The sequence below is a fragment of the Saccharothrix hoggarensis genome, assembly GCF_042678885.1.
Taxonomy (GTDB): domain Bacteria; phylum Actinomycetota; class Actinomycetes; order Mycobacteriales; family Pseudonocardiaceae; genus Actinosynnema; species Actinosynnema hoggarensis.
The window spans coordinates 1-12,516 of record NZ_JBHTLK010000208.1 but is presented as its reverse complement, the minus strand read 5'-3'; the positions used below and the strand labels follow the sequence as shown (position 1 = coordinate 12,516).

Sequence of the window (12,516 nt, the reverse complement as noted above, 5' to 3'; positions counted from 1 at the left end):
CGGCCGGTGCGGCGGGCCAGTTCGACCGCGCGTCCGCGCTCGCCGACCAGGCGTGGGACCTGGTGGCCAACCGGGTGGACGGCGCCAAGGTGGCACGCGTCCAGGCCCGGTTGGCCGCCGAGCAGGGACGGTCGGCGGAGGCCGCGACGCAGCTCCTCCGCGCCGCCGCCTGCGCCCGGCACACCGATCCGGAGCTGGCGGGGGAGCTGCTGTTCAACTCCGCCCAGAACGCGTGGGCGGGCCGTGACTTCGACGCCCTCCGGGAGATCGCCGCCCGCGCCGACGGCCTGCCCGGCGCCGACGACACGCGGGCCGTGGCGACCGCCGCCCTGGGGCTGGACGGCGCGGACGTGCCCGGCGGCATGGCGGCGCTGCGGCGCCTCCTCGGCTCGCGGTACGTCGGCGGACCCGGCAACGCGGTCACGGCCTGGTGGCACCTCGTGCTGGGCGACGACCGCGCCGCGTACGAGTGGGCCGCCGACCTCGAACGCCAGTCCCGCGCCCAGGGCGCCCTCGGCGTGCTGCCCCGCGTCCTCGCGTACCTGGCCCGCGGTCGCCTGCACCTCGGGCAGCACCGGGACGCCCGCGCCACCGCCGAGGAAGGGCTGCGGATCGCGTCCGACATCGGCCAGACGTTCAGCGTGGGGTTCCTGTCCAGCGTGCTCGCCGAGCTGGCCGCCATCGAGGGTGACGAGGCGCGCTGCGAGGAGCTGGTGGCGACGTTGGCCGGCGGCCCGCCGCGGTCGGTGCGCGCGGCGTGCGCGCTGGCGCTGCTGGACCTCGGGCTCGGCCGCCACGAGGCGGTGCTGGACCGGCTGGCCGACGTCGCCGCGGGCGCGCACCGGCTCTACGCCGTCTCCAGCCTGCCCGACCTGGTCGAAGCCGCCGCCCGCCTCGGCAGGCACGCGCACGCCGCCGACGCGGGGGACTGGTTCGACGAGTGGGCGTCGAGCACCGGCCGGCCGTGGGCGGAAGCCGTCGCCGCGCGGTGCCGCGCCCTGCTCACCGACGACGAGCGCTGGTTCAGCCGTGCGGTCGACCTGCACCGCGTCGCCGACGGCCGCCCGTTCGAACGGGCCCGCACCGAGCTGCTGTACGGGGAGTGGCTGCGCCGCGCCCGCCGCAAGACCGACGCCCGCGCCCATCTCCGTTCCGCGCTGGACCTCTTCGAGCGCCTGGGCGCGACCCCGTGGGCGGCCCGCGCCCGCACGGAACTGCGCGCCACCGGCGAGAGCCGCGCGCTGCCCGGTCCGGACCCGCTGAGCACCCTCACGCCGCAGGAGCTCCAGGTCGTGCGGCTGGCCGCCGAGGGGCTGAGCAACCGGGAGATCGGCGCGCAGCTGTTCCTGAGCCCGCGGACGGTCGGCTACCACCTGTACAAGGTGTACCCGAAGCTCGGCGTGGCGTCCCGCGTGGAGCTGGGCAAGCTCGACCTCGCGTAGCCAAATGGTCTAGACCCATTGACATCGTCCACGACGCGTACGCACCCTTGACGGCAGTCGGCCGCCGCCCTGCCCGAGGAGGTTTCCACGTGAATCTCAAGAACAGGACGGCACGGTCGCTCGCCGTCCTGGTGATGGTGCTCGGCGCGACCGCCGTCTGGAACGCCGGCTCGAACACCACCGCGGCGCTCGCCGCGGAACCCCTGCGCAGCATCGTCCCCGTGCCGGTGTCCGTGCAGCCCGCGGCCGGCGTCACGCACACCGTCACCGCCGCCACCAAGATCTACACCACGCCCGCGGCGCACGCCGTCGGCGACCAGCTGGCCGCGCTCCTCCGCCCGTCGACCGGCTACCCGCTCCCCGTCACCGACACCACCGGCACGCCGTCCGACGGCATCTCGCTGCTCATCGGCGGCGCGCCCGCGACGGTCGGCGACCAGGGCTACCACCTCGCCGTCACGGCGGCGTCCGTCCAGCTCCGCGCCAACACCCCGGCGGGCCTGTTCGCGGGCGTGCAGACGCTGCGGCAGATGCTGCCCGCCAAGGTCGAGAGCCGCACCGCCCAGCCCGGTCCGTGGACGGTCCCCGGCGCGACGATCACCGACCACCCGCGCTTCGGCCACCGCGGCGCGATGCTCGACGTGGCCCGCCACTTCCACCCCGTGGCCACCGTCAAGCGGTACCTCGACCAGCTCGCCCTCTACAAGGTCAACTACTTCCACCTGCACCTGACCGACGACCAGGGCTGGCGGATCGTGATCGACAGCTGGCCGCGCCTGGCCACGCACGGCGGCAGCACGCAGGTCGGCGGCGGACCCGGCGGGTACTACACGAAGGCGCAGTACCAGGAGATCGTCGCCTACGCGGCGGCCCGGCACATCACCGTCATCCCCGAGGTGGACCTGCCCGGCCACACCAACGCGGCGCTCTCCTCGTACGCCGAGCTGAACTGCAACGGCGTCGCGCCCGCGTTGCGCACGGACATCGCGGTCGGCTACTCGTCGCTGTGCGTGTCGAAGGAGATCACCTACACGTTCGTGGAGGACGTGATCCGGGAGATCGCCGCGCTGACGCCCGGCCCGTACTTCCACATCGGCGGCGACGAGGCCAACGCGACCACCGACCAGGAGTACCAGACGTTCATGAACCGCGTGCTGCCGCTCGTCGGCAAGTACGGCAAGAAGCCGATGGGCTGGCACGAGTTCGTCAAGACCACCACCGACACCTCCGCGGTCGCGCAGTACTGGGGCACGACCACGTCCAACGCCGTGGTGCAGAACGCCGCCGCGCGCGGCCAGAAGATCCTGATGTCGCCCGCGAACAAGGCGTACCTCGACATGAAGTACCACTCCGGCACGCAGCTCGGCCTGAGCTGGGCCGGTTTCGTCGAGGTGCAGGACGCCTACAACTGGAACCCCGGCACGCACGTCAGCGGCGTGCCCGAGTCCGCCGTGCGGGGCGTCGAGGCTCCACTGTGGACGGAGACGATCGTGACGCCGGCCCACATCGACCACATGGCGTTCCCGCGCCTGTCGGCGATCGCGGAACTGGGCTGGTCGCCGTGGTCGACGCACAACTGGGACGCGTTCAAGGCCCGCCTCGGCGCCCAGGCCCCGCGGTGGGCCGCGATGGGCATCGACTTCTACCGCTCGCCCCAGGTGCCGTGGGAGAGCGGCGACACGACCACCACCACGACCACCACGACGACAACCACCACCACGACGACCACGACCACGACCACCACGACCACGACCACCACGACGCAGCCGTCGGGCACGTGGGCGCCGAACCGCGCGTACGCGGTCGGCGCGCAGGTCACCTACAACGGCGTCAACTACCAGTGCCGCCAGGCGCACACGTCGCAACCGGGCTGGGAGCCGCCGAACGTTCCCGCCCTCTGGCTCCGCCTCTGACGGGGTCGTCCGCCGCCGGGGCTCAGACGACCCTGGCGGCGGACACCGGGCGTTGCGCCATCGTGAACGTGCCCGCGGACGACGTGTTGACGCTCCACCGGTAGCGGGTGAACTCGCCGGTGGCGTCGGAGGCGTAGAACATCATGTGCCCGAAGCCCGCGCCGTCGGTCTCGGCGGTGGCGTTGAAGATCCGGTTGTCGGGGTACCGGAAGTAGTTGCCGACCCCGTACACGCCGTGCGGCTCGGACGTGCAGTCCACGACCTCCACGGCGTACTGCGTCTCGCCGGGGAAGTTCAGGCCGCGGCTCGGCGCGGTGTAGACGCCCTTGACGGACCGGACCAGCACCACGTGCCCGGTGTTGGTGTCCTGGTCGTTGCGGTAGTCGATGGCGATCAGGTCGCCCGGCCGGAGGTCCGCGACCCTGGTGACCCGCTCGAAGTGCGGCACCCGCCGGTCGGCGAAGGCGGCCCGGTAGTCGCGGGCGAACGGGCTGGCCAGCCCGAAGTGCCTGCTGAAGAACGCCGACGTCGCCCACCGGTACGTGCGCTTCAGCACGGCCGTCTGGAAGGACGCGCACTGGCTCTGGTTGACCCACTCGGTCGCGTCGCCGGGGGAGCCCCACCGGACCACGTTCGGCTGGTCGGGGTGCTTGTACGTGTTGTTGGACAGCGGGCACGTCGGCAACGAGAGGTAGCCGACCAGCTGCTCGGCCTCCAGCAGGTGCGGCGTGGACGTCCGGTGTGGACGCGGCGCCTGGGCCAGGGCCGACGCGGTCGCCCCGAGGGTCGCGGTCGCACCCACGGCGACGGCGGTCCCCCCGCGGAACGGTCTGCGCGACAGGTCCATCGTGCGACTCCCCCTTCGATACGGGCGCGCATACCGTAGTCGAAGGGGGCAAGCCGCACGGTGGGATCAGCGCACGTAGACCAGCAGGACGGTGGTCAGGACCGTGCAGACGGCCAGCATCCCGGCGAGGCCGGTCATGGCCGCGCCGGCGGACAGCACGACCTTGGTGAGCATGCCCAGCACGCGGCGCAGCAGCCGGGCCAGACCCATGACCAGCGTCATCGCGCCGATCATGATCATCACGACGAGTGGCGTCCACTCGGTGGTCTCGGACGATTGAGCTAACGCGGTGAGCATGTTCATGACGACCCCTGGATGGCTTCCTGGGTGAACTTCACCTAGACTCACTGAAGTTGACTGAACCTCAGTAACCTGAGGGTAAGGTGACGTGTACTTCACTGACAAGCCCCTGATGGGGGTAGTGGGTCGTGACTTTCCGCCGTAATCGTGTATGTTTCGCTCTTCAGCTAGTGAGCTGAAGTTCACTGAAGGGCGCGCGGACGTGGTCGTTGCGGATGACTCCCCCTCGCTGGCGCACCGCCTCAGGGCGTTGCGCGAGGAGCAGTGGCCCGACGTGACGATCACCCAGAGCGACCTCGCGGCGGCGTTCAGCGCCGACAAGCCGGCCAGCGTGCCGCTCCTGTCGTCGTGGGAGAGCCGCACCAAGCCGAAGACGCCGCCGCTGCACCGCCTGGCCGCCTACGCCACGTTCTTCGCCACCAGGCGTTCCGTCGCCCAGCGCCCGTACCGCCTGCTCCCGGTGGACGAGCTGACCCCGGACGAGGCCCGCGACCGCGAGGAGCTGCTGCGCGAGCTGACGGAGCTGCGGGCTGCCGAACAACGCGAAGCCGGCACGTCGCCGCCGCCCGACCAGGGCAACCGGGGTTTCTGGTACTTCGACGACCGGCACGTGATCACGATCGTGGTGGCCCAGCTGCCGGCCGCGATGCGCGAGCGGATGCCCTACTCCGACCCGACGCAGCCGGACTACGTGGAGCTGTACACCTACGCCGACCTCGACGCCCTGATCGAGCTGCACGGCCACATCCGCGCGCTCAACCCGCGCAGCCAGGTCAACTTCCGCATCGCCTCCGACCTGGAGCCCGACGACTACACCACGCACCTCGTCCTGCTCGGCGGCGTGGACTGGAACCTGGTCACCCGCGAGCTGCTGGCCCGGGTCGACCTGCCGGTCACCCAGGTCGCCAGGCACGACGACGACGAGGCGGGCGGCTTCCTCGTGCGCCGGCCGGACGGCGGTGAAACGCTGTTCGCACCGAAGCTCGGCAGGGAGCGCGGCCACGAGGTGCTGCACGAGGACGTGGCCCACTTCTACCGCGGACCGAACCCGTTCAACCACAAGCGGACGGTGACGATCTGCAATGGCCAGTACGGCCGGGGAACCCTCGGCGTCGTGCGGGCCCTGACCGACACCAGGTTCCGCGACCGCAACGCGGAGTACCTGGCGACCCGCTTCGCGGGCACGCGGGCCTACAGCGTCCTCACCAGGGTGCTCGTGGTGAACGGCCAGGTCGTCACGCCGGACTGGAACCTGCCCGAATCACGCCTTTTCGAGTGGCCGGAGGGCCAGGGTTGAACGCCACAGCGCCGGCGCCCGTGGAGCACCACGCGTCGCACGGCAAGCTGCTGACCACAGTGGACGTGGAGGACTGCCCGCCGGGGGCGGTGGACGCGGTCGTCGTGCCCACCAACCGGACGTGGGCGCACCTCGACAAGGCGACCGGGGTCGCCGCCGTGCTCGGCCGGCCGCTGGTCGTGCTGACCAGCGGCAACGCCGCGCCGGAGGCAGCCGCGAAGCTGGCCCGGAAGAAGCACGTCGAGATGCTGGTCGTCGACGTCACCGCCCTGCCGGCGTCGGTGATGCCCCGCCTGGCCACCACGGAGGTGCTGCGCGGCACGGAGTTCGAGCGCGGCACCGACACCAGCCTCAAGCGCAACCTCGGCCTCCTCGTGTCCCGCGTGGTCGGCTGGGAGCGGGTGGCGTTCCTGGACGACGACATCACCGTGCCCCGGCCCGCCGACCTCGACGCCGCCGCGGGCCTCGTCTCGCACGGCTACGCGGCCGTCGGCCTGGAGGTGGGCGGGTACCCGGACAACTCCGTCGTCTGCCACGCCCACCGCGAGACGGGCGGCGACCAGGGCACGTTCATCGGCGGCGGCGCGCTCGTCGTCGGCAACGACTCGATGTCCTCGTTCTTCCCCACCATCTACAACGAGGACTGGTTCTTCCTGCTGGACGACGAGGGCCTGCGCCGCTCGGCGATCACCGGCCAGGTGGTCCAGAAGGAGTACGACCCGTTCGCCGGGGAGCAGCGGGCGCAGGTGGAGGAGTTCGGCGACTGCCTCGCCGAGGGCGTGTTCGCGCTGCTCGACGACGACGGCGGCTTCGAGGCGGCGGCGGACGAGGGCTACTGGTGGGACTTCCTGCACGGCCGGATGGCCCTGATCGACGGCATCCTCGACCGGATCGAGTCGCGGGGCCGGCGTGACGGGGAGGCGCTGCGCATGGAGATCGCCCTGCGGGCCGCCCGCAAGCGCTGCGAGGCCATCCCGCCGTCCCTGTGCGTGCGGTACCTGAAGGCGCTCGCGCAGGACCGCCGCACGTGGGCCGCGCACGTCCAGGGCTTCCCGCGCGGCACGGTCGGGCTGCGCGGCGCGATGGGCGCGCTGGGCCTGGCCCGGTGCGGGACGTACGTCGCCCCCTGACCACACCCTCCCGACCCCGCCGGTCCTGACCCCGCCGCCCCGACCCCACCGGGTCCCGACCACCCCGGGTCGACGGCTGCCCGCCGAGGCCTCTCCCATGTGGCGGAACGCTCAGTTCTCCGCGCCCGCCGGCGATTAGGCTCGCCTGCTGGAACGGGGACGAGCGGGCGGCGGCTGGGCCGTCGGTCGGACGGAGGCACGGGGATGACGAGCACCGATGGTCGGCAGAAGTGGCTGACCGTCGCCGAGGAGCTGGCGACCGCGCTGCGGGTGGACGCGGCGGAGCGGGACCGGCGCGGTGCGGAGCCGGTGGCCGAGGTCGACGCCCTGCGGCGGTCCGGCGTGCTGGCGATCGGTGACTGGGCCACCCAGCAGGCGGTCACCCGGGTGGTGGGGGCGGCGGACGCCAACGTCGGTCACCTGCTCGGCTACCACTACCTCCAGGTGTGGCGGACGGGCCTGTTCGGGCGCGACGGCGTGACGTCCGGCGCCGAGACCTTCTGGGCCGGGGTCAGCAACCCGCTGGACGCGGCGCTGGAGCTGCGGCCCGTCGACGGCGGGTACGAGGTCACGGGGCGCAAGACGTTCGCCACCGGCGCGTCGGTGGCCGACCGGCTCGTGGTCAGCGCGACCCGCACGGACACCGGCGACAAGGTCACCTTCGTCCTCGACGCGAAGGCCGACGGCATCACCTACGCCGGCGACTGGGACAACATCGGCCAACGCCTCACCGCCAGCGGCGGCGTCGTGTTCGACCGCGTCCACGTCCCCGCCGACCAGGTGCTCGGCGCCCACGACGAGACGAACCCGCGGCTGTCCCTCGCCGCCCTGGGCTTCCAGCTCGTGCTCGCCCAGCTGTACGTGGCGATGGCCGAGGGGGCGCTCGCCGAAGCCGCCCGCTACACCCGCACGACCACCCGCCCGTGGTTCCTCAGCGGCGTCGACAGCGCGACCGCCGACCCGTACGTCCTCGCCACCTACGGCGAGCTGGTCGCGGACGCGCAGGCCGCCGGGCTCCTCGCCGACCACGCGTCGGAACGCCTCCGCCACGCCTCCGAGCGCGGCGCGGACCTGACCGCCGACGAACGCGCCGACACCGCCGCCGCCATCTCGTCCGCCAAGGTCGTCGCCACGAAGGTCGCGAACCAGACCACCAGCCGCGTGTTCGAGCTGTGCGGGGCCCGCGCGACCGCCGCCGGCTACGCGTTCGACCGGTTCTGGCGCAACGCCCGCACGCTCACCCTGCACGACCCGGTGGCGTACAAGGCCCGCGAGGTCGGCGCGCACTTCCTCACCGGCGAGCACGCCCCGTTCACCGGGTACAGCTGATGGAGCCGCTGCTCGCGCGCAGCGTGCGCCTCGAAGACGACGGCGTGCACATCCTGGACCGGCGCAACTTCCCGTTCGAGCGGGTGTGGGTGCGCTGCGGCACGGTCGGCGAGGTCGCCAAGGCGATCGAGGACATGGTCACCCAGTCGTCCGGCCCGTACTTCGCCGCGCTCTACGGCATGGTGCTGGCGGCCCGCGAGGTCCGCGGCCTGCCCCGCGACGAGGCCCGCGCCGCGCTCGACCGGGCCGGGCGGCTGCTGGTCGAGACCCGCCGCACCAACAACCACCTGCGCAAGGCGGTCGCCGCCCTGCTGGCCGGCGTGGACGTGGACGACGACGTCGAGGCCGGGGCGCTGCGGGGCGCGCTCGCGGGCGACGAGCGGTACCGGGCGCGCAGCCGCAGGCTCGGCGAGTTCACCGCCGCCCGCCTCCCGGACGAGGGCGCGGTGCTCACGCACTGCTGGGCCGACCTGTACCTGACCGAGACCGTCACCGCTGCCCAAGACCTGGGCAAACGTTTGCGGTTCGTCTGCACGGAGACCCGCCCGTACCTCCAGGGCGCGCGGCTCACCGCCGAGACCCTGGGCGAGATGGGCGTCGACACGACCCTCGTCACCGACGGCATGGGCGCGGCCGTGATGTCGACCGGCGACGTCGACGTGCTGCTGACCGCCGCCGACCGGGTCACCATGGACGGGCACGTGGTCAACAAGGTCGGCACGCTCGGCCTGGCGATCGCCGCCCGCGAGTTCGACGTGCCGTTCCTCGCGATGGTGCAGGCGCCGGACCGGCTCGCGCCCACCGCCGCCGACGTGCCGATCGAGTACCGGCCCGGTGACGACGTGCTGCACACCCTGGGCCGCCGCACGGCCACCGAGCGGGCGCGGGGCCGGTACCCGGCGTTCGACGTCACGCCGCCGCGGTTCGTGACGGAAGTGGTGACCGATCGCGGTGCGTACGCTCCGCACGAGCTGGCTGATTACTACGTTGGGGACGTTCATGACTGAGTGGGTTGTGCTGGACATCGAAGGCACGCTCAGCGCCACCGACCAGGTCCTGGTCACGCTGTACGACTACGCCCGGCCGCGCCTCGGCCCGTGGATCGACGAGCACGGCGACGACCCGGCCGTGGCCGAGGCGGTGGCGCAGATCCGCGAGCTGTCCGGTGTGGACGGTGGCACGGACGAGCTGGTGCGCGTCCTGCACGGCTGGATGGACGCCGACCAGAAGGTCACGCCGCTCAAGACGCTGCAGGGCCTCATCTGGCAGCGCGGCTACGCCGAGGGCGACCTGGTGGCCGAGTTCTTCCCCGACGTCGTGCCCGCGCTGCGCGAGTGGCACGCGGAGGGCGTCGACCTGGCCGTGTTCTCGTCCGGTTCGGTGGCCGGCCAGGTGGCGTTCTTCAGGCACACCACCGACGGCGACCTCACGTCGTTGTTCCAGCACCACTTCGACACCGTCAACGCGGGCCCGAAGCGCGAGGCCGCGTCGTACCTGAAGATCGCGTCCGTGCTCGGCTCGGACGACATCACGTTCTACTCGGACGTGCCCGCGGAGCTGGACGCCGCCGCCGAGGCGGGCTGGCGGACGGTCGGCGTGCGGCGGCCGGGCGAGCCGTACGGCGACGCCGACTTCGGTCCACACCGGACGGTGGAGGCCCTGTGACGCCCGATCCGCGGGAGGCCGGCGAGGCGCTGGCCGCCGAGTGCGCCCGGTACACCGCGATGGGCTGGATGCGCGGCACGTCCGGCAACCTGTCCGTGGTGGTCGACCGCGACCCGCTGCGGCTCGCGGTCACCGTCAGCGGCAAGGACAAGGGCGAGCTGACCCCCGACGACGTGGTCGTCGTCGACGCCGAGGGCCGCACGGACGACCCGGTGCGCGTCCCGTCGGCCGAGGCGGGCCTGCACGGGCGGATCGCGGCGGTGTCCGGCGCGGGCGCGGTGGTCCACGTGCACGCCCTCGCGCCCGTGGTCGCGGCCGAGCACTGGCCGGACGGCGTCGAGCTGCGCGACCTGGAGATGCTGAAGGGGTTCGGCCGGCAGGCGCACGAGTCCGTCGTGATCCCGGTGGCGCCGAACAGCCAGGACATGCGGGTGCTCGGCGACGCGTTCGAGGCCGGGTTCCGCGCGGACGTGCCGGCCTTGATCGTGGCCCGGCACGGCGTGTACGTGTGGGGTGACGACCTCTACCAGGCGCGGCACCGGCTGGAGTGCTTGGAGTGGCTGGTGCGCTTCAAGGTCGAAACCCACAGGAGGTAGGCGCGATGACGTTGCTGACCGTGTGGTCGGACACCGACCCCGAGACGGTGGTGGTGCGCACCGCCGACCCCGCCGAGATCGCCGCGGAGCTGAAGCGGCTCGGCGTCCGCTACGAGCAGTGGCCCGTCGTGCCCGGCGTGACCAGCGAGAACGCGCTGGAGGTGTACGCCGAGCAGGTCGCCCGCGTCACCGAGGCCGAGGGCTACACCCTGGTCGACGCGATGGAGATGACCCCGTCCGACGACCCGGGGTGGCTGGAGACGGCGGGGCAGGCGCGGCTGAAGTTCCTGGCCGAGCACACCCACGACGACGACGAGGACCGGTTCTTCGCGCGCGGCGCGGGCGTGTTCTACCTGCACGTCGACGGACGCGTGCACGCCGTGCTGTGCGAGGCGGGCGACCTGCTCAGCGTGCCCGCGAACACCACCCACTGGTTCGACATGGGCACCCGGCCGGACTACGTGTCGATCCGGTTCTTCCACGACGACGACGGCTGGGTCGGCAACTTCACCGGCAGCGAGATCGCCCGGTCGTTCCCGACGTTCGACGCGCTCATGGCGGGTCACCGAGCGAGCTGAGCTCGGCCGCGAGGTTGGCCTTGGCCCGTGCCTCCCACCGCTCGTGCGCGTGCGGCGTGACGTAGAGCGGGTCGCGCCGCGCCAGGGCGCGCAGGACGTTCGCCCGCCCGACCCGCCACGCGTCGTCCGGCACGTGCGCGTACTCGGCGCGCACCGCCGCCCGGTAGCGCTCGTACACGTCGGGGTCGGCGGCGAGGACGGCCAGGTCGGCGTCCAGGAGCAGGCACGTCAGCGGGTCGTCCGACGCGTGGTCCGCGGTGGCCAGCACCAGGTCGGCCACCTGGTCGGCCTCCGGCAGGCCGGCGAGCCGGTCGCGCGCCCACTCGGCGCTGCGGCGCTCGTCGTCGCCGTGCCTGCCGTCGTACACGACGTCGTGCGCCAACGCGGCGAGCGCCAGCACGGCCCGCTCCCGCGGTGTCCGCCCGTCGGCCCGCGCGAGGAGGTCCGCGTCGCGCGCGACAGCCAGCGCGTGGTCGGTGTTGTGGTAGCCGCGGTGGGGTTCGGCGTACCGGGTGGCCAGGTCGCCCGGCCCCTGCGCGCCGTCCGGGTCGTCCGGGTCGTGCGTGCCGCCCAGCTCGGCGACCGCCTCGCACCACCGCGCTTCCAGCTCACGCACCGGGCACCCCCACCGTGAACGCCGCGCCGCCCTCGGGCGCGGGACCGGCCTCGATCGTGCCACCCAGCCGGGTCACCAGGCCGTGCGCCAGCGCCAGCCCGACGCCCGTGCCCACCGGCCGCGACCGCTCGTACTTCGCGTGCAGCGCGCCCTTGCGGAACGCCACCCGGTAGTCCTCCTCCGACAACCCCGGCCCGCCGTCGCGCACCTGCAGCACGTCACCCAGCGACAGCACCACGGGCCGGCCCGCGGGCGTGACCCGGAGGGCGTTCTCCAGCAGCCCGTCCAGCACCTGCCGCAGCCGCCGCGGGTCGGTCACCCGCACCACGGGGTGCGCGGGCAGTTCGAGCCGGAACTCGACGTCCTTCGCCGCGCACCGCGCCCGCCACACCTCCGCGGCGGCCGACACCAGCGCGGTGAGGTCGACCGGCGCGAGGTCGACGCGGAAGTCGTCCGCGCCGAGCCGGGCCAGGTCGAGCAGGTCGGCCACCAGCCGGTCCAGCCGGTGCGCCTCCCGCCCGATCGTCCGGCCGACCGCCGGCACCTCCGACCCGGTCACCACGCCGTCGGCCAGCGACTCGGCGAACCCGGTGACCGCCGTCAACGGCGTCCGCAGCTCGTGCGACACCGACAGCAGGAACTCCCGCTGCCTGGCCTCGCTGCGCGCCAACGCGTCGGCCAGCGAGTTCACCGCGCCCGCGACCTCGGCGACCTCCGCCGGCCCGCGCTCGTCCGCCCGCAGGTCACGCCGCCCGCCGCTCATGGTGCGCGCGACCGCCGCCGTCTCCCGCAACGGCCGGGAG

General features: G+C 73.2%; 13 protein-coding genes. 9 read left to right on the top strand and 4 right to left on the bottom strand.

Features of this window, described 5'->3' with window-relative positions; translation table 11 throughout:
* Together ACFQ3T_RS28540 and ACFQ3T_RS28535 are read left to right on the top strand one after the other, a co-directional pair.
* Positions 1 to 1,442: LuxR C-terminal-related transcriptional regulator (locus tag ACFQ3T_RS28540; RefSeq protein WP_380727787.1), on the top strand; the 1,442-nt coding region annotated here is incomplete at its 5' end.
* Between the two features lie 134 nt (positions 1,443 to 1,576).
* On the top strand, positions 1,577 to 3,355 hold the full coding sequence (locus ACFQ3T_RS28535) for a family 20 glycosylhydrolase (protein WP_380727789.1): 1,779 nt from the start codon (positions 1,577 to 1,579) through the stop codon (positions 3,353 to 3,355).
* A gap of 22 nt (positions 3,356 to 3,377) precedes the next feature.
* Here the strand turns inward: ACFQ3T_RS28535 and ACFQ3T_RS28530 are convergent, their stop codons facing one another.
* On the bottom strand, positions 3,378 to 4,157 hold the full coding sequence (locus ACFQ3T_RS28530) for a hypothetical protein (protein WP_380727785.1): 780 nt from the start codon (positions 4,155 to 4,157) through the stop codon (positions 3,378 to 3,380).
* 111 nt (positions 4,158 to 4,268) lie between these two features.
* Positions 4,269 to 4,505: a hypothetical protein gene (locus tag ACFQ3T_RS28525; protein ID WP_380727783.1), complete on the bottom strand. Its 237-nt coding sequence runs from the start codon at positions 4,503 to 4,505 to the stop codon at positions 4,269 to 4,271.
* Between the two features lie 199 nt (positions 4,506 to 4,704).
* Between ACFQ3T_RS28525 and ACFQ3T_RS28520 the strand changes: the two genes are divergently transcribed.
* The 7 genes from ACFQ3T_RS28520 (at position 4,705) to ACFQ3T_RS28490 (ending at position 11,097) form a co-directional block, all read left to right on the top strand.
* A complete protein-coding gene (locus tag ACFQ3T_RS28520) occupies positions 4,705 to 5,799 on the top strand; it encodes an XRE family transcriptional regulator (RefSeq protein WP_380727780.1) in 1,095 nt (364 codons plus the stop codon).
* Complete coding sequence (locus ACFQ3T_RS28515; RefSeq protein ID WP_380727778.1) at positions 5,796 to 6,929, top strand: hypothetical protein; 1,134 nt, start codon at positions 5,796 to 5,798, stop codon at positions 6,927 to 6,929. The genes ACFQ3T_RS28520 and ACFQ3T_RS28515 overlap by 4 nt, the downstream gene beginning before the upstream one ends.
* Positions 6,930 to 7,133: 204 nt before the next feature.
* Positions 7,134 to 8,258, top strand: a complete 1,125-nt coding sequence (locus tag ACFQ3T_RS28510; RefSeq protein WP_380727776.1) for an acyl-CoA dehydrogenase family protein — start codon at positions 7,134 to 7,136, stop codon at positions 8,256 to 8,258.
* Positions 8,258 to 9,265: a translation initiation factor eIF-2B alpha/beta/delta subunit family protein gene (locus ACFQ3T_RS28505; RefSeq protein ID WP_380727774.1), complete on the top strand. Its 1,008-nt coding sequence runs from the start codon at positions 8,258 to 8,260 to the stop codon at positions 9,263 to 9,265. Before ACFQ3T_RS28510 ends, ACFQ3T_RS28505 begins: the two co-directional genes overlap by 1 nt.
* Positions 9,258 to 9,923 carry an acireductone synthase gene (mtnC, locus tag ACFQ3T_RS28500; protein ID WP_380727772.1) on the top strand — a complete coding sequence of 222 codons (666 nt, stop codon included), beginning with the start codon at positions 9,258 to 9,260 and terminating at the stop codon, positions 9,921 to 9,923. The genes ACFQ3T_RS28505 and mtnC overlap by 8 nt, the downstream gene beginning before the upstream one ends.
* Positions 9,920 to 10,519 carry a methylthioribulose 1-phosphate dehydratase gene (mtnB, locus tag ACFQ3T_RS28495; protein WP_380727770.1) on the top strand — a complete coding sequence of 200 codons (600 nt, stop codon included), beginning with the start codon at positions 9,920 to 9,922 and terminating at the stop codon, positions 10,517 to 10,519. Before mtnC ends, mtnB begins: the two co-directional genes overlap by 4 nt.
* Before the next feature lie 5 nt (positions 10,520 to 10,524).
* On the top strand, positions 10,525 to 11,097 hold the full coding sequence (locus tag ACFQ3T_RS28490) for a 1,2-dihydroxy-3-keto-5-methylthiopentene dioxygenase (RefSeq protein WP_380727768.1): 573 nt from the start codon (positions 10,525 to 10,527) through the stop codon (positions 11,095 to 11,097).
* On the opposite strand, the gene ACFQ3T_RS28485 is transcribed toward ACFQ3T_RS28490, so the two are convergent.
* Entirely contained in the window at positions 11,072 to 11,713 is a 642-nt protein-coding gene (locus ACFQ3T_RS28485; protein WP_380727766.1) for an HD domain-containing protein, read from the bottom strand. The genes ACFQ3T_RS28490 and ACFQ3T_RS28485 overlap by 26 nt on opposite strands.
* Positions 11,706 to 12,516, bottom strand: an 811-nt coding sequence (locus ACFQ3T_RS28480; protein WP_380727764.1) for a HAMP domain-containing sensor histidine kinase, incomplete at its 5' end; no start/stop codon positions are given. The genes ACFQ3T_RS28485 and ACFQ3T_RS28480, both read right to left, overlap by 8 nt.

Coding starts and splice junctions, on each gene's coding strand:
- ACFQ3T_RS28535 (WP_380727789.1), top strand. CDS start 1,577: ATGGTGCTCGGCGCGACCGCCGTCTGGAACGCCGGCTCGAACACCACC.
- ACFQ3T_RS28525 (WP_380727783.1), bottom strand. CDS start 4,505: ATGAACATGCTCACCGCGTTAGCTCAATCGTCCGAGACCACCGAGTGG.
- ACFQ3T_RS28510 (WP_380727776.1), top strand. CDS start 7,134: ATGACGAGCACCGATGGTCGGCAGAAGTGGCTGACCGTCGCCGAGGAG.
- ACFQ3T_RS28505 (WP_380727774.1), top strand. CDS start 8,258: ATGGAGCCGCTGCTCGCGCGCAGCGTGCGCCTCGAAGACGACGGCGTG.
- mtnC (WP_380727772.1), top strand. CDS start 9,258: ATGACTGAGTGGGTTGTGCTGGACATCGAAGGCACGCTCAGCGCCACC.
- ACFQ3T_RS28490 (WP_380727768.1), top strand. CDS start 10,525: ATGACGTTGCTGACCGTGTGGTCGGACACCGACCCCGAGACGGTGGTG.